This is a genomic window from Kocuria rhizosphaerae (assembly GCF_044462265.1).
GTDB classification, from domain to species: domain Bacteria; phylum Actinomycetota; class Actinomycetes; order Actinomycetales; family Micrococcaceae; genus Kocuria; species Kocuria rhizosphaerae.
Genome location: NZ_JBISWL010000084.1, coordinates 1 through 23778 on the forward strand (window position 1 = coordinate 1; position 23778 = coordinate 23778).

A 23778-nucleotide genomic window follows, 5' to 3' on the forward strand; every position below is an offset into this window, starting at 1 on the left:
GATCCCCCGACAAGGGCTCCTCCGGCTCCCGCGGCGCATCAGCGGTGGTGGTCATGCTCCATCATCCCCACCGGCTCCGACACCCTAAGACGTGACGCAGGACACGCGTGACCGGTTCCTCCTCACCGCAGCCCGGACGACCGCCGCCCGTGGTTCCGGGTCAGAGGATCTGGCCGATCGGCAGCTTCTTCTCGGCCTGGAACGCGTCCTCGGTGCGACCCCGCGCCCAGTATCCGGACAGCGAGGCCTGCGACCGCTCCAGGCCCCGCCTGGTGAAGAGTTCCCGGCGCAGAGCCTTCATGGCTTCCCGTTCTCCGTGCGCGAAGACCTGCACGTCCTCGGTTGCTTCCGGCCAGCCGGCCTCGCCCACGGCCCGCACCAGAGCGGGGACGTCGTCGTCGGCGTCCTGTCGGAACACCCAGTGCACAGCCATGCCTGCCGGGGCGGGGACGTCCAGCACGTCACGGGGGGAGTCGACCTCGAGCACCACCTCACCGCACGCGTTCGCGGGCAGGGCCTCGAGGACGGCGAGCGCCGCCGGGATCGCGGCGTCGTCGGCGGCGATCAGGGTCCAGCCGGCATCCGGGTCGGGGGACCACTTGCCGCCGGGGCCGAGGGCGATGATCCGGTCGCCCGGCTCGGCGCGAGCCGCCCAGGGGCCCGCGAACCCCTCGTCCCCGTGCACGACGAAATCCATCCACAGCTCGTGCCGTTCGGGCACCCACCGGCGGATCGTCAGGTGCCGGGTCACCGGTTGCTGGGCGCCCGGCAGGGTCTCCTTGAGTTCCCAGTAGTCGGGGGTCTCACCGCGCGCGCGAAGCGGGCCCTCCACGGAGGGGTCCAGGAAGACGAGCTTGACGTACTTCTCCGGCGGGGCGATGTCCTCGTAGCGTTCGGGTTCGTCGATGCCCAGGACCACCCGCACCATGGAGGGGGACAGCTCGTGGCTGGAGCGCACCGTCAGGTTCAGCTGAGGCCTGCGGGGCCGAGCGGGAGGGTTCGGGGGCGTCGACGTCATGGCGCCACCATAACGGAGCGCGTCCGGCCTCAGAGGGTCCAGTCGACGGGATCGGCGCCCTGACGCGCCAGCAGCTCGTTCGTGCGGGAGAACGGGCGCGAACCGAAGAAACCGCGGGACGCGGAGAGGGGTGACGGATGGGCTGACTCCACGGTGGGGAAGCCGTCCAGCCACGCGGCCGTGTTCCGGGCGTCGCGGCCCCACAGGATCGCCACGAGGGGGCGGCCGCGTTCGGCGAGCACCCGGATGGCGCGCTCCGTGACCGTCTCCCACCCCTTGCCACGGTGGGAGGCCGGCGTCCCCTCACGCACCGTCAGGACCCTGTTGAGCAGCATGACGCCGTTCCTGGACCACGCCGAGAGGTCCCCGTGCTCGGGCGGTTCGACACCGAGGTCGTCCCGCAGCTCGCGGTAGACGTTCTGCAGGGACCGCGGCAGGGGTCGCACGTGCGGTTGCACGGAGAATGCCAGGCCCATGGCGTGGCCGGGCGTGGGGTACGGGTCCTGTCCCACGATCAGGACCTCGACCTGTTCGAGCGGCTCCTGGAACGCCCGGAAGACCGAGGTGCCCTCGGGGAAGGTGCGGTGCCCGTCGGCGTGCTCCTCGCGGAGGAACTGCCCCATCCGCCGGATCTGCGGCTCCACGGGAGCCAGGGCGTCGGCCCAGTCGGTGGCCATGATCTCGTTCAGCGGCTGCGGCTCGCTCACGGTGCTCCTCGGGTCGGTGCGGGCGTGCCACCACTCTAGGCGGACGGGCGCGGAGGAATCCCGTACGGACGGCGCCGACGCGGACCCCTCCGCGCCCGGAGAGGATGCTCCGGGCAGGGACCGCGGTGGGTCCGGGCCGCGGTGGGACGGAGCCGGAGAGCTCTGGTTAGAGTGGGTGCATGAGCGCATCCAGCACCGCGACCCGACCTCTGGCCGTCGTCACGGGAGCCACCGGTGGAATCGGGCACGCGTGCGTCGTGGACCTCAGCCGGGACCATGAGGTGCTGGCCCTCGGCAGGGACGTCGAACTGCTGGCCGAGCTGGACGCACTGCCGCACGTCACCGCCCGCGCCGCGGACCTCACCGATTTCCCGTCGCTCCCGGCCCTGGTCCAGGACCTCGAGCGGGTGGACGTCCTGGTGCACTCCGCGGCACTCGCCGGGCCCAGCACGGTCGAGGACGCCACGGTCGAGCAGTGGCGCAGCCGGCTCGAGCTCAACGTCGTCGCACCCGCGGAACTCACCCGCCTCCTGCTGCCTGCCCTGCGGGCCGCTCGGGGCACCGTCGTGTTCCTGAACTCCGGCTCCGGTTTCACGGCGCGCGGCGGGGACACCGTCTACGCCGCCTCAAAGTTCGCACTGCGCGCGCTCGCCGACTCCCTGCGCCAGGAGGTCGAGGGCGACGGGATCGTGGTGAGCTCGGTGCATCCCGGTCCGGTCGACACCCGGATGCAACGGCGGATCCAGGAGAGCCGGGGCAACGAGTACCGGCCCGAGAGCTTCATCCGCCCCGGTTCTGTGGCGGCGGCCGTGCGTGCCGTGGTGGACGCGGGTGAGGACGCCCAGGTGACCAGCGTGACCGTCCGGCCGCGGGCCGGTTCGCGGTGACCGGGGAGGCTGCCTCCCCCCGCGATGAGAGCGTCGACGGGGCCGCGGCGGGCCGGGACCCCGCGGAGGAGGTCCCGGGCGGCGGCGACCCGGCCCCGGGGGAGGAGTCCGGGGACACCGACTCCGCCGGGGATCCGGCCCCGGACGGACTCGGCGAGAGCGATCGCGAGATCCTCGCGATCGAGGCTCTGCAGTGGAAGTACCAGGGGGCCAAGGAGATGGAGATCCGCAGGCGGCTGGGACTCTCGCCCACCCTCTACTACCAGCGGCTCAACGTCCTCATCGACACCCGCGCCGCCCTCGAGCACGCCCCGATGCTCGTGGCCCGGTTGCGGCGGCAACGGGGGGACGTGCGGTGACGCAGCACCCGCACGACGAGTTCGACGACGTCCCGGAGGACGGAGCGCGGCAGGGCGCCCACCGGGGGCACCGCCCGACCGCGCGCGTGGGGGCCCGTGAGCTCGCCGCGATCGTCCTGGCCGGGCTGCTCACGCTGGGCGTCGGGGCCTACGCATACCTCGCGGGCCCCGACGCCCCGGGCGCGGGGGCCTCGGCGCCGGCGCGCTGAGGCCGCCGGGCACCGGCCCCGGAGCGCACCTGCTGTCACCGCGCCGACCGCCACAGCATCAACCGCCACAGCATCAACCGCCACAGCACCGACCATCACGGCACCGGGAGGAATCACCGTGCAGATCGAAGGCAGCATCGTTCGTGTCCGCGACTGGACCGAAGCCGACCTCGACGCGTACGAGGCGTGGATCATGCCGCCCGAGGGCGGGGGCGAGCACGAGTGGCAGCGCACGGACGGGCCGTTCTACCCGAACTTCACCGCCGACGGCGCCCAGCGCTGGCTGTCCGTTCTGCGCGACCACGTGCGGGAGGGGGACTGGCCGGAACCGCGCGAGACCATGGTCATCGCGGACGCCGCCGACGACAGATTCATCGGGCAGGTCTCCTGGTACTGGTCGGAGAAGCCCACCGAGGACGCAGGGGACGGCACGCACCTGGTGCCGCTGCGATCCCTCGGCGTCACCGTGTACTCCCCGGACCACTGGAGCGGCGGCTACGGCACGGAGGCCATGCGGCTGTGGATCGGCTACCTGTTCGCCCACACCGACTCCCACCGACTGGACCTCGAGACCTGGAGCGGCAACGTCGGGATGTGCCGGGTCGCGCAGAAGCTCGGCTTCACGGAGGAGGCGCGCATCCGCCGAGCGCGCAAGGTTCGCGGCCGGTACTACGACCGCATGGTGTACGGCATCCTGCGCGAGGAGTGGCAGGGGTGAGCCGAACCGGCTCAGGGGGTTTGCACTCTCCGGGGACGAGTGCCAAGATTGCGATTAGCACTCAGTCGTGTCGACTGCTAAGGACCCGGTCCCCGGGCCGGCCCGGGCAGTCAGCGGCAACAGGAGTGACACCTCAACCACCACGGTGAGGTGCCGTGCGGCGTCGGGAAGATCCCGCCGTCGTGCGCGCCGTCCGTCGCGGGCACCGTGGAGGTAGACCGTTCGTCAACCGTCCAGGAGGGACGAATTCCATGGCAAAGATGATTGCTTTCGACGAAGAGGCACGCCGCGGTCTCGAGCGGGGTCTGAACACCCTCGCCGACGCCGTCAAGGTCACCCTCGGCCCGCGCGGGCGCAACGTGGTCCTCGAGAAGGCCTGGGGCGCTCCCACGATCACCAACGACGGCGTGTCCATCGCCAAGGAGATCGAGCTCGAGGAGCCCTACGAGAAGATCGGTGCGGAGCTCGTCAAGGAGGTCGCCAAGAAGACCGACGACATCGCCGGTGACGGCACCACCACCGCCACCGTCCTCGCCCAGGCGCTCGTCAAGGAGGGCCTGCGCAACGTGGCCGCCGGCGCCGACCCGCTGAGCCTCAAGCGCGGCATCGAGAAGGCCGTCGCGGCGGTCACCGAGGAGCTGCTGGCCTCCGCCAAGGAGGTCGAGACCGAGGACCAGATCGCCGCCACCGCGTCCATCTCCGCGGGTGACCCCGAGATCGGCCGCCTCATCGCCCAGGCGATGGAGAAGGTCGGCAAGGAGGGCGTCATCACGGTCGAGGAGTCCAACACCTTCGGGCTGGACCTCGAGCTGACCGAGGGCATGCGCTTCGACAAGGGCTACCTCTCCGGCTACTTCGTCACCGACGCGGACCGCCAGGAGGCCGTTCTCGAGGACCCCTACATCCTCGTGGTCAACTCCAAGATCTCCGCGGTCAAGGACCTGGTCCCCGTGCTCGAGAAGGTCATGCAGGCCGGCAAGCCGCTGCTGATCATCTCCGAGGACGTCGAGGGCGAGGCCCTGGCCCTGCTGGTGCTCAACAAGATGCGCGGCTCCATCAAGTCCGTGGCCGTCAAGGCCCCCGGCTTCGGCGACCGTCGCAAGGCGCAGCTGGCCGACATCGCCATCCTCACCGGCGGACAGGTCATCACCGAGGAGGTCGGGCTCTCCCTGGAGACCGCCACGGTCGACCTGCTGGGCCAGGCCCGCAAGGTCGTGGTGACAAAGGACGAGACCACCATCGTCGACGGCGCCGGCACCGCCGAGGAGATCGAGGGCCGCGTGGCGCAGATCCGCGCCGAGATCGCCAACTCCGACTCCGACTACGACCGCGAGAAGCTGCAGGAGCGCCTGGCCAAGCTGGCCGGCGGTGTCGCTGTGCTCAAGGCCGGCGCCGCGACCGAGGTCGAGCTCAAGGAGCGCAAGCACCGCATCGAGGACGCCGTGCGCAACGCGAAGGCGGCCGTGGAGGAGGGCATCGTCGCCGGCGGTGGCGTGGCCCTGATCCAGGCCGGCCAGAAGGCGTTCGAGAAGCTCGCCCTCACCGGCGACGAGGAGACCGGCGCGAACATCGTCAAGGTCGCCATCGACGCCCCGCTCAAGCAGATCGCCTTCAACTCCGGCATGGAGCCCGGCGTCGTGGTGGACAAGGTCCGCGGCCTGCCGATGGGCCACGGCCTCAACGCGGCCACGGGCGAGTACGAGGACCTGATGGCCGCCGGCGTCGCCGACCCGGTCAAGGTGACCCGCTCCGCGCTCCAGAACGCGGCGTCCATCGCCGGGCTGTTCCTCACCACCGAGGCCGTCGTGGCCGACAAGCCGGAGCCCGCGGGTGCCGGTGCCGGTGCCGAGGACGCCATGGGCGGCATGGGCGGCATGATGTGATCGACGGCTGACCCGTCGAGCGTGCTGCAGCACGCATCCGGCACGGGCCGGGCACCNCACCTCGCGAGGTGCCCGGCCCGTCGTCGTCCCCTCTTGAGCGTCGGGGGGTGCGCCGGGCGGTGGATGGTGTTCAATCGGAACAGCATCCGGGAGGAGGGCGCATGGCATTCCTCGACTGGGCCTCGGTCCCCGTCCAGCTCGTCCTCGTGCTGACCGCCTTCGGACTGACCAGCCTCGTGGGCCTCGAACGGCGGCTGCGGCGCAAGAGCGCCGGCCTGCGCACCCACGCCCTGGTCGGCACCGGCTCGGCCGTCTTCACCCTCGTGTCCGCCTACGGCTTCGCCGAGCTGCCGGGTGGGGCCGGCGCCCCCGCGGACTCCTCCCGCGTGGCGGCGCAGATCATCACGGGGATCGGCTTCCTGGGGGCCGGAGTCATCTTCACGAACCGGGACGTGGTGCACGGGCTGACCACGGCGGCCAGCATCTGGCTGTCCGCGGCCATCGGGATGGCGTGCGGGGCAGGGCTCGTGCCGCTGGCCGCCGCCGCGACCGGTCTGCACTTCCTCTCCGCCCTGGTCCTGACCCCGCTCTCCCGCAGGCTGCCGGGGATGGTCGCGCCCCAGGGTCTCCGGCTGCGCTACGAGGACGGGCACGGGGTGCTGCGGGAGGTGCTGTCCGTGGTGGACGAGCTGCAGCTGACCGCGTCCGTGGTCTCCAGCCGCCGGACCGGGGAACCCGGATCGCCCGAGGTGGAGCTCCTGCTGCGGGTGGAGGGCAAGACCGACCTGCGCACCGCGGCGGTGCAGCTCTCCCGGATCCAGGGGGTGCTGGGTGTCGCGCAGGAGACGCTCGAGGAGGAGCCCGGCGACTGAGCGTGCGGGGCCCGGGCGCCGTGGGAGGATGGGGCCCATGACGATCACCGCTGCTGCCGACGGCTCCGCCCTGGGCAACCCCGGACCCGCGGGCTGGGCCTGGTACATCGACGAGGAGACCTGGCGCGCCGGAGGATGGCCGCACGGCACCAACAACATGGGCGAGCTCATGGCCGTGCTGGACCTGCTGCGCTCCACCGCCCACCGCGCCGACGAGCCCCTCCGGGTGCTGTGCGACAGCCAGTACGTGATCAACTCGATCACGCGCTGGATGCCCGGGTGGAAGAAGAAGGGCTGGCGCAAGAAGGACGGCAAGCCGGTGCTCAACGTGGAGCTCATGCAGGCTCTCGATGCCGCGCTGGCAGGACGCGACGTGAGCTTCGAGTGGGTCAAGGGGCACGCGGGCCACGAGCTCAACGAGGCCGCCGACGTCCGCGCCCGCGCCGTGGCCACGTCCTTCCAGACGGGCCGCCCCGCGCCCACGGGTCCCGGTTTCGGCGACCGGGACGCGACGGCGCCGCCCGTCCACGGGGGGCCGGCCGCTGCCGCGTCCGCCGGAGCGGGTGCCCTCGCGGCCGAGGCGAAGCTCTTCGGCCCCGGGCCCGGAGCGACCGCCGTCGACGACGGTCCGGACCCCGTCGAGGAGCGCCACGACCCCGACCTGCTGAGCGAGCTGCTCGCCCACGAGCAGGAGCTCGCCCGCGGGCTGACCCCCGAGCAGGAGGTGGAGCAGCACGAGCGCCGGCTGCTGGACCCGGCGGTGCGCGGCGATCCCCGGCGGGCCGCCGAGCTGCTGCACGAGGACTTCCACGAGGTCGCCGGCTCGGGGCGCTGGCTCGACCGGCGGGCGGCGCTGGAGGTCCTCGCCGCGGACCCGGGCAGCGGTCCGTACGACGTCGACGTGCTCGCCCGCCGTCGTCTCGCCGGCACGGCCGTGCAGCTGGTCTACCGGCTCACCGCGTCCTCGCGGACCACGATCCGCAGCTCCACGTGGATCCGGGAGGACGCCCACAACGAGCTGGGCCCCTGGCAGCTGCTCCTGCACCACGCGACCCCCGAGTCCTGACACCGGGCGGTTCGCTCAGACCTCGGGGGCGTCGTCCGCGCGCTCGATGCCCGGGATCCGCACGGTCATGGTGGCCCCGCCGCCCGGGGTCTCGGTGAGCCGCACGGTGCCGTCGTGCTGCTGCACGATGGCCGCCACGATGGACAGCCCGAGGCCCGTGCCGCCGGTCTCGCGCGTGCGGGAGGAGTCGGCGCGGTAGAAGCGCTCGAAGACCCGTTCGGCGTCCTCGCCGTGGATGCCCGGCCCGTGGTCGCGCACCTGCAGGACCGCGTTGAACGTCTCGTCCACGGAGCGCTCGACGCCCGCGGCGACCTCGATCGGGGTTCCGTCCGGGGTGTAGCGCAGCGCGTTGGTCACGAGGTTCGCCACGACCTGGCGCAGCCGGGACTCGTCACCGTGCGTCCAGGCCGAGGTCGGGGCCTCGCCGTCCAGGCCCACGACCTCGATCCTCCGGTCCGGGGCCGAGGCGCGGGCGTCACCGGCGGCGTCGTAGGCGAGGTGGAGGAGGTCGACGTCGACGTTCTCCGCGGGCCGCCGCTCGTCGAGCCGGGCGAGCATCAGCAGGTCCTCGACGAGCTGGGTCATCCGCTTGGCCTCGGACTCGATGCGGGCCATGGCATTGGCCACGTCCTCGGGTTCCTGGAGCGCCCCGTGCCGGTAGAGCTCGGAGTAGCCGCGGATCGTCACGAGCGGGGTGCGCAGCTCGTGGGAGGCGTCGGCGACGAACCGGCGTAGCTTTCCCTCGGACCGGGTGCGGGCCTGGAAGGCGTCCTCGATGTGCCCCAGCATCGTGTTCAGGGACGCGGAGAGCTGACCGATCTCCGTCTGCCGGTTGTAGCCCTCCATGCGCTGGGACAGGTCGCCCTCGGCGATCCGCGCGGCCGTCTGCTCCACCTGGTGCAGGGGGGCGAAGGCGCGGGTCACGAGGAGCCAGCCGACAGCCATGGCCGCGAACAGCGTCGCGACCCCGAAGCTGAGGGTCAGCAGCGTCACCGCGCTGATCATGGCGTTCATGTCGTCGAGCGGCTCGGCGACGGCCACCACGAGGTCCAGCCGCTCGGGCTTGGCCGCCAGCACGCGCCACCGCCGTTCGGGGGCGTCCACGGAGCCCACGGTCAACGGCTCGAAGGGGTTCTCCTGCACGAACTCCAGGTCCAGGCGGGAGAGGTCGGGCCGCAGCCCGTCCACGCCGTCCGGCGTGTTCTCCGCCGCGACGAGGACCGTGCCGTCGGCGTCGAGCAGGTATCCGGCGTGCGGGACCTGGGACCCCTGCTCGCCCTGCAGCTCGGCGACCAGGACCGAGGACACCGTGTTCACGGAACCGCGCAGCTCGCGGTCGATGTCGTTCAGGAGCGAGGTGCGCAGCACGGAGATCGCCACGAAGCTCGTGACCAGGATGGACAGCGCCAGCAGGAGGCCGGTGAGGACCATCAGCTGGGAGCGCAGGGACGCCGAGCGCCACCGTGAGGAGAGGCTGTGCATCCCGGCCCCGGGGTCAGTGGTTCTTGTGCGAGGACCGCAGCAGGTAGCCGACGCCGCGCTTGGTGTGGATCAGCGGCGGCAGCTGCGGGTCGTTGTCGATCTTCCGGCGCAGGTAGGAGATGTAGGACTCCACGATGGAGGCGTCCCCGTTGAAGTCGTACTCCCACACGTGGTCGAGGATCTGCGCCTTCGACAGCACCCGGTTCGGGTTGAGCATGAGGTAGCGCAGGAGCTTGAACTCGGTGGGGGACAGGTCGATCTCGCGCTCGCCGCGGAAGACCTCGTGCGCGTCGTCGTCGAGGACGAGGTCGTCCACGCGCAGCCGCGAGTCGTCCTCCTCGGCCGGCTGGGTCCGGCGCAGCACGGCGCGGATGCGGGCCACGACCTCGTCGAGGCTGAAGGGCTTGGTCACGTAGTCGTCGCCGCCCACGGTCAGCCCGGTGACCTTGTCCTCCGTCTCGTCCTTGGCCGTGAGGAAGAGGATCGGGAAGTGCCGCCCGGAGGCGCGCAGCTTGCGGGTCACCGAGAAGCCGTCCATGTCCGGCAGCATGACGTCCAGCACGGCGAGGTCCGGGTTCTCGGACTCGGCCTTGGCCAGGGCGTCGCGGCCGTTGGCGGCGGTGACGACCTCGAAGCCGGCGAAGCGCAGGGAGGTGGCCAGCAGCTCGAGGATGTTGGGCTCGTCATCGACGACGAGCAGCTTGGCTTCGGGGTTCTCGTTCTTCACGAGCACCATTTTCTCGGAGGAGGCTGAGAGCCAACTGAACGTCGCTCAGTCCTCCCCGGGGAGTTCGCCGGGGGCGGGGAGGTCCGCGGCGTCGAGGATCCGGTAGGCGTAGCCCTGCTCGGCCAGGAATCGGCGGCGCCGGGCGGCGTAGTCGGCGTCCACGGTGTCACGGGCCACCACGGTGTAGAAGGTGGCCGGACGGCCGTCCCGCTTGGGCCGCAGCAGCCGGCCCAGGCGCTGCGCCTCCTCCTGGCGGGAGCCGAAGGCCCCCGAGACCTGCACGGCCACGGACGCCTCCGGCAGGTCCACCGAGAAGTTCGCGACCTTGGAGACCACCAGCACCGGCAGTTCCCCGGCGCGGAACGCCGCGAAGAGCTTCTCCCGCCGCGCCGTGCCGGTGGCGCCCTTGAGCACCGGGGCGTCCAGCAGCTGACCGAGCTCGTCCAGCTGGTCGAGGAACTGGCCGATGACGAGCACCGGCTCGCCGCGGTGCCGCGCCACGAGTTCCGCCACGACGCCGAGCTTGTGCGCCGAGGACGAGGCGAGCCGGTGCCGGTCGGCATCCTCCGCGGAGGCGTAGGCCATGCGGTCGGCGAGGGGCAGCTCCACCCGGACCTCCACGCAGTCGGCGGGCGCGATGTGGCCCTGCGCCTCGATCTCCCGCCAGGGCGCGTCGTAGCGCTTGGGGCCGATGAGGGAGAAGACGTCTCCCTCGCGGTGGTCCTCGCGCACCAGCGTGGCCGTGAGGCCGAGCCGGCGGCGGGCCTGCAGGTCGGCGGTCATCCGGAACACGGGAGCGGGCAGCAGGTGCACCTCGTCGTAGACGACGAGCCCCCAGTCGTGGCCGTCGAGCAGTTCGAGGTGCGGGTGGGTTCCGCCGCGGCGTGTCGTGAGCACCTGGTAGGTGGCGATCGTCACCGGCCGGATCTCCTTGACCGCCCCGGAGTACTCCCCGATCTCGTCCGCGCCCAGGGTGGTGCGGCGCAGCAGCTCGGCCTTCCACTGCCGCGCGGAGAGCGTGTTCGTGACCAGCACGAGCGTCGTCGTCGAGCTCGCGGCCATCGCCGCGGCGCCCACGAGCGTCTTGCCGGCACCGCACGGGAGGACGACGACGCCGCTGCCGCCGGCCCAGAAGTTCTCGACCGCCCGTCGCTGGTAGGGCCGCAGGCCCCAGGCCTCGCCGGTGGCGGGGTCCTCGGCCGTCAGCGCGATGGGGTGCGGCGTGCCGTCCACGTACCCCGCGCGGTCCGCAGCCGGCCACCCCACGGCCAGCAGCAGCTGCTTGAGCTCCCCGCGCGCGCTCGCGTGCACGACCGTGGTGGCCCCGTCGATCCGGGGGCCCAGCAGCGGGGCGATCTTCCGGTGCCGGGCGATCTCCTCGAACACCGGGGCGTCGTGGCAGCGCAGCACGAGCCCGTGGACCGGGTCCTTCTCGAGCACCAGGCGCCCCCAGCGGGACATCGTCTCGTCGACGTCCACGAGCAGGGCGTGCGGAACGGGGAACCGGGAGCGGGTGAGGAGGACGTCCAGCACCTGCTCCGCGTCGAGCCCCGCCGCGCGGGCGTTCCACAGGCCCAGCGGCGTGATCCGGTAGGTGTGGACGTGCTCCGGGGCGCGCTCGAGCTCGGCGAACGCGGCGAGCTCGCGGCGCGCCTCGTCGGCGTCCTCGTGGTCGAGCTCCAGCAGGACGGTGCGGTCGCTCTGCACGATCAGTGGTCCCACGGGTCTCCTCCTGCGGGGTCGGTGGTTTCATCGCCGCGCTCCCGGGCGAGCCGGGCCAGGGCGTCCTGGACCTCCTCCGCCGTGGGCGCGGGGTGCTGCGGTGCGGGGACCTCGAGCAGCAGGAGCGGGTCCACGCCGGCCTCGCCACGGTCCGGCTGCGGGCGGACGAGGTCGAGGGCCGGCTCCGTGCCCGTGGCGCGCACGGCGGACACGAGCGGCCCGGGGTCCGCCGCGCGTCCGGCGGCCCGGGGGTGCGGGTCCGTCCCGACCACCAGCACGCCGGGGGCTGGACGCCGGAGCGGGCGGCCGGCGAGGCCCGGGGAGCCGGCGAGCGCCGCGAGCAGCTCCTCCTCGCCCGTGAGCACCCACTCCGCCCGGGTGATCCGGATCCTCCCGTGCCCGCGGCCGGCCTCCTCCACAAGGTAGGCCAAGGGCTGGGGGACCGGTCCGGCACCGTGCTCCCGGAGCCAGGCCAGCACCGTGGCGGGGGTCCAGCCGGCGTCCAGGGCGCGGTGCAGGGAGCGCTCGGTGAAGCGGTGCCGGGGTGCCGGGCCGTGGCCCTCCTCGTCGGCCAGCTGCGCGAGTGCCCGCGCCACGGCCGGCTCGAGGTGGCCGGTGGCCGTGGCCGTCAGGTCGCTCTGCAGCAGGACCGTGCTCGACGGGACGGGCAGCCACGCGGCCACGGACCGGCCCGCGTCCCCGGTCCGCCCCGCGGCGAGTGCGCGGCCCGGCGCGGTGAGCGCGCCGGCGCCGAGGAGCCCCACTTCGGCGGCCTCGGTGAGCATTCCCGGGCCCCAGCGCCGCAGGGGCCCGGCCAGGCGAGGACGGCGCCCGCCGGCGTACGCCACGACCTCCCCGGCGTCGTGGCCCCCGGAGGGGAGCTCGGCGAGGGCCTCCAGCAGCGCACGGCGCACCGCAGGGGCCTCGGGGGCGTGGGCGCCACGGGTGAGGGCGCGGACCACGGAGCCGTCCGCCAGCGGCAGTCCCACCGCGGAGGGGACCACGTCCGAGGCCAGCCACGAGCGGGCCACGTGCGTCCACTGGTCAGCGCGGTCGACGTCCTCGAACCGCGCCGGCGCCGGCCGCCACGTCGAGGTGTCGGGGTCGAGGTGGACCAGCCCGCTGAGCTCGCCCAGGCCCAGCAGGCGGACGAGCTCCGGCTGGTCGGTCCCGAGCGAGGAGCGCAGCCGCCGCAGCTCGCGCACGCCGATCCCGCCGGCCCGCAGGGTGGTGAGGGGCCGGTCCCGCAGCTCGGCGCGCAGCGCCGCGAGCCGGCGCAGCTGCTGCTCGACGGCCGCCGCAGCGGCGTTGTCCCGCAGCCGGTCCGGAACGTCCCGAGGGGTCGGCCGGGGCGGCTCCGGGGGTGCCGCGGACCAGGGGTCGCCGCTGTGGAGGGCGAGGCCGACCTCCCGCGGGAGCTCCACGTGGCGGGGGTCGACGGGCAGCAGGACGCCCTGGGCGAGAAGCCAGTCCACGGGTCCGGCGGCCGCGTCGGCGGCCGCGTCCGGACGGCGCAGGGCGTCGGGCAGGCGGCCCACCGGGACGGTCCGGAAGCGGTCCAGCACGTCGCGCACGGGAGCCGGCCACGAGGCGATCTCCTCCGCGGTGGGCGGCGCCGCGACCGTGACGGGCTCCCCGCCCCGCAGGCGGGCGGCGAGGTCCGCGAGGACGGCCCGGGGGCGGCCCAGCCCGGCCGGGTGCCGGCCGAGGGCCTCCACCACTCCGGGCACGAGCCGCAGGGCGTCCCCGTCACGGTGGACGAGCGCCAGGCGGTGCAGCCGGTCCCACGGCGGGACGGCCGGCCACGGCCCGGCCGAGCCCTCCGGGACGCCCAGGACCGCGGCACGCTCCAGGGCGTCCAGCTCGGGCCGGGACAGCTGGTCCAGGGCACGGCGCAGCCCGGTGCGGGACAGCAGGGCCTCCGCGAGGTCGGCCGTCGTCGTCGCGGAGCGCACCGCGTCCGGCCGCGCGGCGAGCAGCTCGGCCAGCTCGGCCGGGGAGCGGGACGCGAGATCCCGGAGCAGGCCGTCCGGGACCACGGCTCAGGCCCTGCGGCGGCGCCGCAGGGAGCGCGCCAGGGACGCGCAGAACAGGAGGAAGGCCACGGGGAACGCGAACCAGGGGATGACGGTCAGCCCGTCCCACGGGTCGACCCCGACGGCCTCGAGCACGAGCAGCAGCGCGAGGCACCCGGCGCAGAGGAGGCCGAGCACGACCGTGGCGACCACGAGGACGTCGGGCCCGGAGCGGCGGGCTGGGCGGTCCGCGGGCGTGGCGGCGCGGTCGTCGAGAGCAGGCATGGTTCCAAAGTACCAAGCGGCGGGGCCCTCCCGTGACGGCCGCCGCGGGCTCCGTGCGGCGGATCCGTCCCGCCGATCCCGGTAGAATGGGCAGTTCCACCGGACGGCCCGCGGCGGATCCGCGAGCCGTCCGTCCACGAACACGACGACGAGGGAGACAGCGTGCCCACCGGCAAGGTCAAGTGGTTCGATGCGAAGAAGGGCTTCGGGTTCCTGGCGGCCGACGACGGCCAGGAAGTCTTCCTGCCCTCCTCCGCCCTGCCTTCCGGCACCGGCGCGGTGAAGCCGGGGACGCGCATGGAGTTCGGCGTGGCCCAGGGGCGGCGCGGCGCGCAGGCCCTGTCCGCCCGTGTCCTCGACCGGGCGCCCTCCGTGGCCAAGAACGTCCGCAAGCCCGCCGAGGAGATGGCGGTGATCACGGAGGACCTCATCAAGCTCCTGGACGGGATGTCCAACGGGCTGCGCCGGGGCAAGTACCCGGACTCCGCGCACGGGAAGAAGATCGCCGCCATCCTGCGCACCGTGGCGGACAACCTGGACGTCTGATCCCGTCGCACCGCCCTCCGCCCCATCCGCCCCGACCCCAGGGAGACCAGCAGTGACCGAGGAGACCGCCCAGGACGCGCCCGCCGCCGAGAACGCACCGGCCGCGACCGTGCCCGACACCGCGAACGAGGCGCGCGTCGACGAGGTGCGCGCCGACGGGGCGCGCGACGACCAGGTGGCGTCCGCCGCTGAGCCGCCGGCCCGGGCCCCGCGCCGCCGCCGGGCGCCCAAGCAGGACCCCCTCCTGGTGGCTGACGTCGGGACCGCCCGTGCCGGGGTCGAGGAGATCGCCGATCCCGCCGAGATCGGTTCCGGCCATCGCGTGGTGGTCGAGGAGGACCGGCTGGTGGTGCACCTCTTCGAGTGCACGCGGCCCGGCTACCGCGGCTGGAACTGGTTCGCGAGTCTCGCCCGTGCGCCTCGCAGCCGTGCGGTGACGGTCTGCGAGGTCGGCCTCCTGCCGGGCGACGAGGCGCTCCTGGCCCCCGAGTGGGTGCCGTGGTCCGAGCGGGTGAGCGCCGAGGAGCGGGCGGAGGAGAAGGCGCAGGAAGAGGACGCCGCCGGGGAGGGCGCGGAGGACGCAGCCGACCCTGCCGGCGACGAGGCCGGCGAGCGCGCGGAGGACCGCGCCGACGGCGCAGGGGACGGGGCGGAGGGCACCGGGAACACCTCTGCCGGGCGCACGGAGAGTGCCGCGGAGGGCCACGACGCGGACGCCCCGGACGCTTCGGCACCGGCCGCGGACGCCCGTCCGGACGGCACCGCGGGCGCTCCCGCGGACGGCACCGCGTCGGCGTCGCGGGACGGCGAGCGGTCCTGACGGCGACGTCGCAGCGGACCGGGACGGACGACGCCCCGGAGCCCGCCGGGGGCATGTTCCGGTCCTTCCGGTTCCGGAACTACCGGGTCTGGTTCCTGGGTGCCCTCGTGTCCAACATCGGGACGTGGATGCAGCGCACGGCCCAGTCGTGGCTGGTCTTCGACGGACTCACCGAGCACGACGCCACCGCGATCGGGGTGGTGACCGCGCTGCAGTTCCTGCCCCAGCTCCTCCTGGCGCCCTGGGCCGGCGTGCTCGCCGACCGGGTCGACCGGCGGCGCCTGCTGCTGTGGACGCAGACGGGGATGGCCGCGCTCGCCGCCGGTCTCGGCCTGCTCGTGCTCGCGGACGCGGCGACGCTGGGCGCCGTGTACGTCTTCGCCCTGGCCCTGGGCATCGTCTCGACGCTCGACGCCCCCGTGCGCCAGACCTTCGTCTCCGAGATGGTCGACGACGCCTACCTCTCCAACGCGGTCGCCCTGAACTCCACGTCGTTCAACGCGGCGCGCATGATCGGACCCGCCGCCGCGGGCGTGCTCGTGGCCTCGGTGGGCACCGGCTGGGTGTTCCTGCTCAACGCCGTGACCTTCGGCGCGATGCTCGCCGCCGTCCTGGCGATCCGCGCGGAGGAGCTGCGCCGCATGCCGCGATCGGGGCGCGGCGGCGGCCAGATCCGTGAGGGCCTCGCCTACGTGGGCCGGCGTCCGGACCTGGTGGCGGTGCTGGTCACCATCTTCCTGATCGGGACGTTCGGGCTGAACTTCGCCGTGTTCCTCGCCGCCATGGCCGGTCCGGAGTTCGGCCGCGGCTCCGAGGCCTTCGGGGCGCTCAACTCGGTGCTGGCGCTCGGCACGGTGGCCGGAGCGCTGCTGTCCGCGCGGCGGCGGAGCGCCAGGCTGCGCTACGTCTTCGGCGGCAGCGCCGTCTTCGGGCTGAGCTGCCTGGGCGCGGCGACGGCCCCCACCCTCGCCCTGTTCGCCCTGTGGCTGGTCCCGTGCGGGCTGTCCTCGCTGACGGTGATGACCACCGCCAACGCCTACGTGCAGTCGACCACCTCACCCGTGATGCGCGGGCGGGTGATGAGCCTGTACATGGCGATCTTCATGGGCGGCACCCCGGTCGGCGCGCCCGTGGTCGGCGCGATCACGGACGCCCTCGGGGCGCGCTGGGGGATGGGCGTCGCCGTGGCGGCGGGGCTGCTCGGAGGCCTCGTGGGCCTGGAGCTCCGGCGCCGGCTGCGGAACGAGGCAGGCGGTCCCTCCGACTAGGCCCGGGCGCCGAGCTCCGCCACGACGTGGTCGACGCAGCGCAGCAGCTGCGCCACGTCGTCCGGCTCGATCGAGACGAACGTGGCGATCCGCAGCTGGTTGCGGCCGAGCTTGCGATAGGGCTCGACGTCGACGACGCCGTGGGAGCGCAGCACGGCGGCCACTGCCGGCGCGTCGACGGTCGGGTCGAGGTCGACCGTGGTGATCACCGGGGAGCGGTCCTCCGGGCGGGTCACGAACGGGGTCGCGTAGGCCGAGCTCTCCGCCCAGGCGTAGACCAGGCCGGAGGACTCCCGGGTCCGGGCGGCGGCCCAGGCCATCCCGCCCTGCTCGTTGAGCCACCGGACCTGCTCGTCCAGCATCACGAGGGTCGCCAGCGCCGGGGTGTTGTAGGTCTGGTTCTTCCGCGAGTTCTCCAGTGCCGCCGTGAGCCGCAGGAAGTCCGGGACCCACCGCCCGGACGCCCCGATCCGCTCGACACGCTCGACGGCCGCCGGGGAGAAGGCGCCCAGCCACAGCCCGCCGTCCGAGCCGAAGTTCTTCTGCGGGGAGAAGTAGTAGACGTCCGTCTCGGCCGGATCCACGGCCATGCCCCCGGCCGCTGAGGTGGCGTCCACGAGGACGAGCGCGTCCGCCCCGATCCCCTCGGGACGTCGAACGGGCGCGGCCACGCCGGTGGACGTCTCGTTCTGCGGCCAGGCGTAGACGTCGACGCCCTCCTCGGCGCGGGCCTCGGGACGGGTGCCAGGGGCCGCCTCCAGCACGGAGGACGGCTCGAGGAACGGGGCCCGGTCGGTGGCCTGGGCGAACTTCGCCCCGAACTCCCCGAACGTCAGGTGCTGCGCCCTGCGGGACACCAGGCCGAACGCCGCGGCGTCCCAGAACGCGGTGGCTCCGCCCAGGCCCAGCAGGACCTCGTAGCCCTCGGGCAGCTCCAGGAAGCGGGCCAGGCCCTCCCGCACCGAGCCGACGAGCCGCTTGACCGGCTCCTGCCGGTGAGAGGTCCCCAGCAGGGCGGCGCCCGCCCGGGCCACGGCGTCGACCTGCGCCGGGCGGACCTTGGACGGGCCGGCGCCGAACCGGCCGTCGGCGGGCAGCAGGTGGTGGGGGACGGTGACGTGTGCGGGCAACGGGTGCTCCCTCGACGAGGACGTGCGGGCGGTGGCGGGCGGCGGTCGCGGACGGGTGCCGGCGGCCCGCAACCATTCTGCCCCACCCGTCCCCGCGCCCCGTCCTGCCGCCCCAGTAAGCTCGGAGGAGAAGACCGGACCGGGCAGCACCCCCGGGGCCCGGACGGCGGGACGAAGGATGACTGAGGCATGAGCGAACTGATCGACACCACGGAGATGTATCTCCGCACCGTTCTCGAGCTCGAGGAGGAGGGCATCACCCCCATGCGTGCCCGGATCGTCGAGCGCCTCGACCACTCGGGTCCCACGGTCTCGCAGACGGTCTCGCGCATGGAGCGGGACGGGCTGCTGACGGTCGGTGCCGACCGCTCCCTCGTGCTCACCGGGGCGGGCCGGGAGCGGGCGGTGCAGGTCATGCGCAAGCACCGGCTGGCGGAGCGGCTGCTGGCCGACGTCATCGGTCTCGACCTCGCGCAGGTCCACGACGAGGCGTGCCGCTGGGAGCACGTGATGAGCGAGCAGGTGGAGCGCCGGCTGGTGGACCTGCTGCACAGTCCCCGCTACTCGCCGTACGGGACGCCCATCCCCGGGCTCTCCGCGCTCGGCGTCGAGGACACCCCCGCGGCCGCACCGCACCCGACGCTGCTCGAGGCCGCCCGCGACACCCCGGACGAGCTGCGCACCGTCGCCCTTCTCCCGGAGGTCGTGCAGGCCGACGCCCCGCTGCTGGGGGTGCTCAGCGACGTGGGAGTGCTCACGGGAACGCAGATCCGTGCCCGGCTCGACGGGCGGCTCGTGCGCGTCGAGGTGCCGGCCACCGGGCGGTCCGTCGAGGTGGACCTGCGCACGGCAGGGGCCATCCGGGTCGTAGCGCCCTGAGGCGGGCGGTGTCCGCGGAGAGCCCCCGATGGCGGATGTGGTGACGTTCACAAGGGACTTTCGGCCAGGGCTCGGCGTGTCGGCCTGCCGATCCGTGAAATCCCTGGTCGGACGGTCAAAGGCAAGGGGCGGATCCGCCCTGCACCGGGCAGGAGAGCTGGTCATTGAGACGTCGCCGTGGATCAATAAGGCTGGATTGATCTTCTGTGCGTTGCGCGTCCGTGATCGGTCGTGACCAAACCGTGACACTTCCGTAATCAGTCGTGTATTGTTCAACGCGTGCTGATCACTGGTCGGATCGGCGCCCTCGAGTGCACATCGCCGAATTCTGCCGGTGCCCGGGGCCGTTTCACAGAAACTGCTTGGCAGAAGCGGGGGAACCATTTCCGGTCCCGGTACGTCCGGGGCCTTGGGGTTAAGTCGACAGAGCGCTCGCGTTCTGCGGCCGGGTGACTCCCACCCGAATCCGACAGCTCACCTCGTAGGCAAAGGGAGGAACACACCCATGACTTTCTTCAAGCAGAACTCTGCCCGCCACCGCGCCGAGAGCACCTCGCACGCCGTGCGCAACACCACCATCGCCGCTGCCGCCGGCGCCGCGATGATCGGTTCGATCGCCCCGGCCCAGGCCTACGCCGAGGTCCCCGCGGCCTCCGGTGCCGCCTACCAGGCTCCGGCCCCGTCCGCGCTGGCCGGCTTCACGTCCTACACCTACGAGGCGCCGGCCGCTCCGCAGCCGGTGGTCTCCACCGCCTCGTACGCGGCCCCCGCCCCGCAGCCGACCGCCTCCGGCGTGGCCCCGCAGTCCACCGCCACCACCGAGATCGCTCCGGCCTCCGGCGGCATCGTGGGCACCGCGCAGCAGGGTGTCGGTTCCGGCTACGTCTTCGGCGGCACCGCCTACGGCGCCTGGGACTGCTCCGGCTTCACCCAGTGGGTCTTCGCCCAGAACGGCGTCGACATCCCCCGCACTACCTGGTCCCAGTTCGCGGCCGCGACTCCGGTCTCCGCCCCGCAGCCCGGTGACCTGGTCTCCCAGAACGGCGGGGCTCACGTGGGCATCTACATCGGCGGCGACAAGATGATCTCCGCCCTCAACCCCACGCAGGGCACCCAGGTCCACTCGATCCACGCGATGCCGATCGACGGCTTCTACCGGGTCTGATCCGACGTCCCGCCCGCGACGACCCCGGTCGCCGCGGGCGGAACCCGGTCCCTTCCCGGACCGCCGAGGACCCGATCTCTCCCGGCTCCTCCTCGCACCACCCGTCCGCACGGACACCCCACTTCTTCTTCTTCGCCCGCTCGCCGTGGCCGCCGTTCCTGATCCCGGAACGCCACCTGCCGGACACCGCTGCACCCCGCCCTCCCGGCGCGGGGTGGTCAGTGCTGTCATCTCTCGTTCCGGCAGATCGCCCGGCCGTCCAGAAAGCCTCAAGAACTCCTCATGACTCGTCACCTGAACTCCTCGAACGGCGTCGGCTCCCTCTTCACCGGCAAGGCCCGCACCGTGGCCGCCGTGGCCGCGTTCTCCGGCCTGGCACTGGCCACGACCGTCTCCGTCCAGGCGTCCCCCGCCCAGGACGCCACTGCAGACGCCCCGCTCTCGGCCGTCGCCGCCGCCACTCCGGCCGCTGCCCCCACGGTCTCCCTCGAGCCCGTGGCGCACGTGACCGAGGCGAAGGAAGCCGAGAAGGAGGCCGCCGAGAAGAAGGCCGCCGAGAAGAAGGCCGCCGAGAAGAAGAAGGCGGAGCAGAAGGCGGCGCCGAAGCCCCAGCCCGTCGTCCAGCCCGCGGTCGTCGCGGCGCCTGCCCCGGCGCCCGCTCCCGCCCCGGCTCCCGCTCCCGCCCCGGCCCCTGCTCCGGCCCCGGTCGTCGAGGCGCCCAAGCCGGCCCCGGCCCCGGCGCCCGTCGTGCAGGCCGCTCCGCAGCCGGCCGAGCGCACGGTCGCCCCGCAGAGCTCCGGCTCCGGCAAGGGCGCGACCATCGCCTCGGCCGCCCTCGGCCAGATCGGCGTGGCCCAGGACTGCACGGCCGCGGTGACCAACGCGCTGCGCGCCGCCGGCATCAACCACCACGGCTGGCCCGCCTCCTACCTGGGTCTCGGTACCCAGGTCTCCGCCGGCCAGGCCCAGCCCGGCGACATCGTCTACTACGCCGACGGCGGCATGGGCATGGCCCACATCGGGGTCTACATCGGGGGCGGCAAGGCCGTCCACGGCGGCTGGAACGGCGGGACGACCGTCGTCGACAGCGTCAACGTGGGCTCCGGGCCCGTCTACATCCGCGTGAACTGAGCGGCGCGGCACCACTGATTCGGGTGCGCGGTTCCTGGTCGGCCAGACAGGAACCGCGCACCCGTTCGTCGTCCGTGGCTCGACCCGACGGGCTGTCGGCGACCGTCGGACCGGGTCCCGGCCGGGCCCCGGTAGACTTGCCCCATGTCCACCGACTACAGCCGCAGCGCCCGCACGAGCCTCGACCGCGAGTACGCCTACATGGCCTACGGCATGGTGGCCGGAGCGGTTCCCGGGATCGTGGCCGGGTTCGTCGTCGCGGCGTTCCTCGGCCACGCGGCCATGTGGCTCTCCGTCCTCGGCGGTGTGGGGATCGTGGTCGGACTGCTCACCGGCGTCCTCCTCCACCGGAGGCATCGCTCCGCGGAGCCGGCCGGCGAGCGGGAGCCGAGCGGCGCAGCGCCGGAATGACGTGGTCCCGCAGCAGCGGAGCCAGCTCCGGTGCGGCCTCCTCCAGCGGCTGCCAGCGCAGCTCCTCGATCTCCGCGCGCGGCTGCGGGCGCCCGGCCAGCGGCGCCGTGAACACGGTGGCGTGCACCCACGTGGACGTCTCGTTGGCGGCCGGCGCCGTGTACCGGCCCAGCAGCCGGAGTCCGCGCGGGCCCAGGTCCAGCCCCACCTCCTCCGCGGCCTCGCGCACGACCGCCTCCTCGGGAGTCTCTCCCGGGTCGATCTTGCCGCCCACCAGCATGAAGCTGTCCGTGCCGCGCTTGCGCACCGTCAGCAGCGCGCCGTCGTCGTCGAGCAGGCACACGGCGGTGATGGTGAGCACCTCGACGTCACCGGGCACACCCCCGGACGAGCGTGCGTCCGCGGCCCGCAGCGAGGCGATCTCCGCCCCGAGGTTGCGGGCCGCCGCCGGGCCCCAGAGCCGCTGGGCCGTCGCGGTCCGGTAGAGCGGCTGCTGCCGCCAGAGGCCCTCGAGCACGCCCAGCCGGCCGGCCGCGAAGGCGGGGTCCGGCACGTGGGCGTACTCCCGCCGGACGTCGGCGGCGTAGGCGGCGTAGCGGTCCGGCGCTCCGCCGAGCACCGCGAGGTCCGCGTCCAGGAGCACGGCCCCGGCCGTGTCCTCCGGCTCGCACCGGTGGCCGGCGGTGAGCAGGACCAGCCGTTCGACCTCGGCCACCACCCGGGACGGGAAACCGGCCGCCCCGAGGCGGTCCCGCGCGAGGGCCGCGGAGTCCCGTTCGTCGTGCCCGGCCCTGCCCCGGTGGACCGCGTCGTGGTACCACGCGGCCAGCACCACGGCGCCGACCCGGCCCGGAGCGAGGCCCGAGCCCGGGTGCAGGAGGTCGACGGCCTCCAGGACCGCGAGCAGGTGGGACCTGTCGTGGTAGTGCCGGTGCGGCTCGCCCCAGCGGTCCACGAGCTCCTGGCCGAGGGCGACGTGACCGGGGAACCGGTGGCGCCAGCGGTTCATCAGGACACGGGCGAGCCGGTCCGGCCGGGCCCGGGCAGGGACGCGCAGACCGCTGCGCACGAGCAGGCGTGCGAGCTCCCGGCCGTCCACCGGCACGGCACCGGCGGCGACCGCGTCACCGTAGAGCGCCTCCCGCACGTCGTAGTGGTCCTCGTCGAACGCCCGCCGGGGCACGCCGAGCCGCTCCGCGAACGCGTGCAGTTCGTCGTAGGACGTGTCGGACACCAGGTGCGAGAAGTGCGTGCCGTGGGCCGGCCACAGCGGGGGGTCGATGTAGACGGGCATGCGGACCAGCCTAGACGTGGCCGGTTCGCGGGGCTCCGGGCGAGCCCATAGACTGTTCGCGTCGCCCTCGTAGCTCAGGGGATAGAGCACGGCTCTCCTAAAGCCGGTGTCGTTGGTTCGAATCCAATCGAGGGCACCCGACAGGACGCCCCGGACCCGCGGGTCCGGGGCGTCCTGCCGTCCCGGGGATGCGGGCGTCCCCGCCTGCGGCCCCCTTCCGCGCCCACGCGACCGGACCCAGGGCGGCCCGCGGACCGGGTCGCCGGCCGGGGCGCACGTCGGACCGCACGACCTGCTCGCGAGTGCGCCGCCGAACGGCCGGGCCCAGGAGTAGGCTGGGGCCACCCGGACCGGTCCCGACCGGCCGGTGCGGACCCGGCCGAGGACGACCGGGCGTTCCCGAGGAGGACACGGAGGTGCCGGTCATGGAACTGTCCATCGGTCTCCCGGACGGCCTGCTGATGCGGCTGACCGAGGGCAACGTGCTGACGCTGCTCGAGAAGGACCACGAGACGGTGCGCCGCACGGTGGACTGCACGGTCCTGGGCGGAGCACCCGTCGTCGACATGGTGTGGTCCCACAAGCTCTCGGCAGTGATCGTGGCGGTGCCCACGCTGCACAAGCTCTTCCGCTGGGACCCGTACACCGACGACCTCGTCGAGTTCGCGGGGACGGGCGAGCCCGGCCGGCGGGACGGCAAGGCGGCGCAGGCGAAGTTGGCGGCGACCGTGTCGATCACCGAGGACGGCGACGGCACGCTCTGGCTCATAGACCGGGACTCGTCCTCGCTGCGCCGCATCGACATCGACACGGACAAGCCCGACGGCGCCCCGCAGGTGACCACCGTGGTCGGCCGGGCCGGGGTCGGTTTCGCGGACGGCCCGTCGGAGACCGCCCAGCTCGACCACCCCGAGGACCTGCAGATCCTCTACGACGGCTCCATCGTCATCGCGGACACCGGCAACGACGCGATTCGCCACCTCGACCCCGGCAGCCAGGAGCTCGAGACCGTCTACGGGGGCGGCACCACCTCGGCCGCGGAGTTCGAGGACGACATCGAGCTCCGCCGGCCGGTGCGGGTCACGGTGGCGGACTCGGAGCTGTGGGTCCAGGACGACAACGGGCGGCACCGGCTCGATCTGCACTTCGTCTGAGCCGGACGGACCGTGTCCCCGGCCCTCGGT

General features: G+C 73.6%; 24 protein-coding genes, 1 tRNA gene and 1 riboswitch. Of the genes, 16 read left to right on the top strand and 9 right to left on the bottom strand.

Features of this window, described 5'->3' with window-relative positions; translation table 11 throughout:
- Positions 1 to 160: 160 nt before the first annotated feature.
- Together ACH9EU_RS10205 and ACH9EU_RS10210 are read right to left on the bottom strand one after the other, a co-directional pair.
- Positions 161 to 1018: an SIP domain-containing protein gene (locus tag ACH9EU_RS10205; RefSeq protein ID WP_396413822.1), complete on the bottom strand. Its 858-nt coding sequence runs from the start codon at positions 1016 to 1018 to the stop codon at positions 161 to 163.
- A 29-nt stretch (positions 1019 to 1047) separates the two neighbouring features.
- Positions 1048 to 1725, bottom strand: coding sequence for a uracil-DNA glycosylase (locus ACH9EU_RS10210; protein ID WP_396413823.1), 678 nt, complete (start codon positions 1723 to 1725; stop codon positions 1048 to 1050).
- Positions 1726 to 1904: 179 nt separating this feature from the next.
- On the opposite strand from ACH9EU_RS10210, the gene ACH9EU_RS10215 reads away from it, so the two are divergent.
- The 7 genes from ACH9EU_RS10215 to ACH9EU_RS10245 all read left to right on the top strand — a co-directional run bounded on the left by ACH9EU_RS10215 (position 1905) and on the right by ACH9EU_RS10245 (position 7719).
- A complete protein-coding gene (locus ACH9EU_RS10215; protein WP_396413824.1) occupies positions 1905 to 2612 on the top strand; it encodes an SDR family oxidoreductase in 708 nt (235 codons plus the stop codon).
- The gene (locus tag ACH9EU_RS10220) at positions 2609 to 2971 is read left to right on the top strand and encodes a DUF3263 domain-containing protein (protein WP_396413825.1); all 363 of its coding nucleotides are present in this window, start codon (positions 2609 to 2611) and stop codon (positions 2969 to 2971) included. The genes ACH9EU_RS10215 and ACH9EU_RS10220 overlap by 4 nt, the downstream gene beginning before the upstream one ends.
- A complete protein-coding gene (locus ACH9EU_RS10225) occupies positions 2968 to 3180 on the top strand; it encodes a hypothetical protein (RefSeq protein ID WP_396413826.1) in 213 nt (70 codons plus the stop codon). The genes ACH9EU_RS10220 and ACH9EU_RS10225 overlap by 4 nt, the downstream gene beginning before the upstream one ends.
- Before the next feature lie 118 nt (positions 3181 to 3298).
- Positions 3299 to 3898 (top strand): GNAT family N-acetyltransferase, encoded by a 600-nt coding sequence (locus ACH9EU_RS10230; protein ID WP_396413827.1) that lies wholly within the window; start codon positions 3299 to 3301, stop codon positions 3896 to 3898.
- 251 nt (positions 3899 to 4149) lie between these two features.
- Entirely contained in the window at positions 4150 to 5781 is a 1632-nt protein-coding gene (gene groL / locus ACH9EU_RS10235; protein WP_396413828.1) for a chaperonin GroEL, read from the top strand.
- A 161-nt stretch (positions 5782 to 5942) separates the two neighbouring features.
- On the top strand, positions 5943 to 6653 hold the full coding sequence (locus tag ACH9EU_RS10240) for an MgtC/SapB family protein (RefSeq protein ID WP_396413829.1): 711 nt from the start codon (positions 5943 to 5945) through the stop codon (positions 6651 to 6653).
- 37 nt (positions 6654 to 6690) lie between these two features.
- Entirely contained in the window at positions 6691 to 7719 is a 1029-nt protein-coding gene (locus tag ACH9EU_RS10245; RefSeq protein WP_396413830.1) for an RNase H family protein, read from the top strand.
- 15 nt (positions 7720 to 7734) lie between these two features.
- Here the strand turns inward: ACH9EU_RS10245 and ACH9EU_RS10250 are convergent, their stop codons facing one another.
- Genes ACH9EU_RS10250 through ACH9EU_RS10270 form a run of 5 tightly spaced genes read right to left on the bottom strand, consistent with a single transcriptional unit; the run spans position 7735 to position 13950 of the window.
- Entirely contained in the window at positions 7735 to 9201 is a 1467-nt protein-coding gene (locus ACH9EU_RS10250; RefSeq protein WP_396413831.1) for an ATP-binding protein, read from the bottom strand.
- 13 nt (positions 9202 to 9214) lie between these two features.
- A complete protein-coding gene (locus ACH9EU_RS10255) occupies positions 9215 to 9928 on the bottom strand; it encodes a response regulator (protein ID WP_396413832.1) in 714 nt (237 codons plus the stop codon).
- Between the two features lie 45 nt (positions 9929 to 9973).
- Positions 9974 to 11650, bottom strand: coding sequence for a DNA repair helicase XPB (locus ACH9EU_RS10260; RefSeq protein WP_396413833.1), 1677 nt, complete (start codon positions 11648 to 11650; stop codon positions 9974 to 9976).
- On the bottom strand, positions 11638 to 13689 hold the full coding sequence (locus tag ACH9EU_RS10265; protein WP_396413834.1) for a helicase-associated domain-containing protein: 2052 nt from the start codon (positions 13687 to 13689) through the stop codon (positions 11638 to 11640). Before ACH9EU_RS10265 ends, ACH9EU_RS10260 begins: the two co-directional genes overlap by 13 nt.
- A gap of 3 nt (positions 13690 to 13692) precedes the next feature.
- On the bottom strand, positions 13693 to 13950 hold the full coding sequence (locus ACH9EU_RS10270; protein WP_396413835.1) for a hypothetical protein: 258 nt from the start codon (positions 13948 to 13950) through the stop codon (positions 13693 to 13695).
- 162 nt (positions 13951 to 14112) lie between these two features.
- On the opposite strand from ACH9EU_RS10270, the gene ACH9EU_RS10275 reads away from it, so the two are divergent.
- The 3 genes from ACH9EU_RS10275 to ACH9EU_RS10285 are packed head-to-tail and all read left to right on the top strand — an operon-like array spanning position 14113 to position 16584.
- A complete protein-coding gene (locus ACH9EU_RS10275; protein WP_396413836.1) occupies positions 14113 to 14496 on the top strand; it encodes a cold shock domain-containing protein in 384 nt (127 codons plus the stop codon).
- Positions 14497 to 14548: 52 nt separating this feature from the next.
- A complete protein-coding gene (locus ACH9EU_RS10280) occupies positions 14549 to 15316 on the top strand; it encodes a DUF3027 domain-containing protein (protein WP_396413837.1) in 768 nt (255 codons plus the stop codon).
- 53 nt (positions 15317 to 15369) lie between these two features.
- Positions 15370 to 16584: an MFS transporter gene (locus tag ACH9EU_RS10285; RefSeq protein ID WP_396413838.1), complete on the top strand. Its 1215-nt coding sequence runs from the start codon at positions 15370 to 15372 to the stop codon at positions 16582 to 16584.
- Here ACH9EU_RS10285 and serC read toward each other — a convergent pair.
- Positions 16581 to 17714 carry a phosphoserine transaminase gene (gene serC, locus ACH9EU_RS10290; RefSeq protein WP_396413839.1) on the bottom strand — a complete coding sequence of 378 codons (1134 nt, stop codon included), beginning with the start codon at positions 17712 to 17714 and terminating at the stop codon, positions 16581 to 16583. The two genes, ACH9EU_RS10285 and serC, sit on opposite strands and share 4 nt — an antisense overlap.
- Before the next feature lie 189 nt (positions 17715 to 17903).
- On the opposite strand from serC, the gene ACH9EU_RS10295 reads away from it, so the two are divergent.
- The 4 genes from ACH9EU_RS10295 to ACH9EU_RS10310 all read left to right on the top strand — a co-directional run bounded on the left by ACH9EU_RS10295 (position 17904) and on the right by ACH9EU_RS10310 (position 21300).
- On the top strand, positions 17904 to 18593 hold the full coding sequence (locus ACH9EU_RS10295; RefSeq protein WP_396413840.1) for an iron dependent repressor, metal binding and dimerization domain protein: 690 nt from the start codon (positions 17904 to 17906) through the stop codon (positions 18591 to 18593).
- Positions 18594 to 18902: 309 nt separating this feature from the next.
- Positions 18903 to 19093, top strand: a riboswitch (cyclic di-AMP (ydaO/yuaA leader).
- A 5-nt stretch (positions 19094 to 19098) separates the two neighbouring features.
- Positions 19099 to 19758, top strand: coding sequence for an NlpC/P60 family protein (locus ACH9EU_RS10300; RefSeq protein WP_396413841.1), 660 nt, complete (start codon positions 19099 to 19101; stop codon positions 19756 to 19758).
- 282 nt (positions 19759 to 20040) lie between these two features.
- Entirely contained in the window at positions 20041 to 20889 is an 849-nt protein-coding gene (locus tag ACH9EU_RS10305) for an NlpC/P60 family protein (RefSeq protein ID WP_396413842.1), read from the top strand.
- A 144-nt stretch (positions 20890 to 21033) separates the two neighbouring features.
- Positions 21034 to 21300, top strand: a complete 267-nt coding sequence (locus ACH9EU_RS10310) for a hypothetical protein (RefSeq protein ID WP_396413843.1) — start codon at positions 21034 to 21036, stop codon at positions 21298 to 21300.
- On the opposite strand, the gene ACH9EU_RS10315 is transcribed toward ACH9EU_RS10310, so the two are convergent.
- Positions 21218 to 22594 carry a DUF4031 domain-containing protein gene (locus ACH9EU_RS10315; protein WP_396413844.1) on the bottom strand — a complete coding sequence of 459 codons (1377 nt, stop codon included), beginning with the start codon at positions 22592 to 22594 and terminating at the stop codon, positions 21218 to 21220. The genes ACH9EU_RS10310 and ACH9EU_RS10315 overlap by 83 nt on opposite strands.
- 63 nt (positions 22595 to 22657) lie before the next feature.
- Between ACH9EU_RS10315 and ACH9EU_RS10320 the strand changes: the two genes are divergently transcribed.
- Together ACH9EU_RS10320 and ACH9EU_RS10325 are read left to right on the top strand one after the other, a co-directional pair.
- A tRNA-Arg gene (locus ACH9EU_RS10320) sits at positions 22658 to 22730 on the top strand.
- Between the two features lie 289 nt (positions 22731 to 23019).
- On the top strand, positions 23020 to 23748 hold the full coding sequence (locus tag ACH9EU_RS10325; protein WP_396413845.1) for an integrase: 729 nt from the start codon (positions 23020 to 23022) through the stop codon (positions 23746 to 23748).
- Positions 23749 to 23778 lie beyond the last annotated feature (30 nt).

What these genes read in the sequence shown, in the direction of transcription:
- ACH9EU_RS10325 (WP_396413845.1), top strand. Translation starts at nt 23,020, where the DNA reads ATGGAACTGTCCATCGGTCTCCCGGACGGCCTGCTGATGCGGCTGACC.
- ACH9EU_RS10205 (WP_396413822.1), bottom strand. Translation starts at nt 1,018, where the DNA reads ATGACGTCGACGCCCCCGAACCCTCCCGCTCGGCCCCGCAGGCCTCAG.
- ACH9EU_RS10315 (WP_396413844.1), bottom strand. Translation starts at nt 22,594, where the DNA reads ATGCCCGTCTACATCGACCCCCCGCTGTGGCCGGCCCACGGCACGCAC.
- ACH9EU_RS10245 (WP_396413830.1), top strand. Translation starts at nt 6,691, where the DNA reads ATGACGATCACCGCTGCTGCCGACGGCTCCGCCCTGGGCAACCCCGGA.
- ACH9EU_RS10295 (WP_396413840.1), top strand. Translation starts at nt 17,904, where the DNA reads ATGAGCGAACTGATCGACACCACGGAGATGTATCTCCGCACCGTTCTC.
- ACH9EU_RS10215 (WP_396413824.1), top strand. Translation starts at nt 1,905, where the DNA reads ATGAGCGCATCCAGCACCGCGACCCGACCTCTGGCCGTCGTCACGGGA.
- ACH9EU_RS10300 (WP_396413841.1), top strand. Translation starts at nt 19,099, where the DNA reads ATGACTTTCTTCAAGCAGAACTCTGCCCGCCACCGCGCCGAGAGCACC.
- ACH9EU_RS10240 (WP_396413829.1), top strand. Translation starts at nt 5,943, where the DNA reads ATGGCATTCCTCGACTGGGCCTCGGTCCCCGTCCAGCTCGTCCTCGTG.
- ACH9EU_RS10310 (WP_396413843.1), top strand. Translation starts at nt 21,034, where the DNA reads ATGTCCACCGACTACAGCCGCAGCGCCCGCACGAGCCTCGACCGCGAG.
- ACH9EU_RS10285 (WP_396413838.1), top strand. Translation starts at nt 15,370, where the DNA reads ATGTTCCGGTCCTTCCGGTTCCGGAACTACCGGGTCTGGTTCCTGGGT.
- ACH9EU_RS10270 (WP_396413835.1), bottom strand. Translation starts at nt 13,950, where the DNA reads ATGCCTGCTCTCGACGACCGCGCCGCCACGCCCGCGGACCGCCCAGCC.
- groL (WP_396413828.1), top strand. Translation starts at nt 4,150, where the DNA reads ATGGCAAAGATGATTGCTTTCGACGAAGAGGCACGCCGCGGTCTCGAG.
- ACH9EU_RS10305 (WP_396413842.1), top strand. Translation starts at nt 20,041, where the DNA reads ATGACTCGTCACCTGAACTCCTCGAACGGCGTCGGCTCCCTCTTCACC.
- ACH9EU_RS10250 (WP_396413831.1), bottom strand. Translation starts at nt 9,201, where the DNA reads ATGCACAGCCTCTCCTCACGGTGGCGCTCGGCGTCCCTGCGCTCCCAG.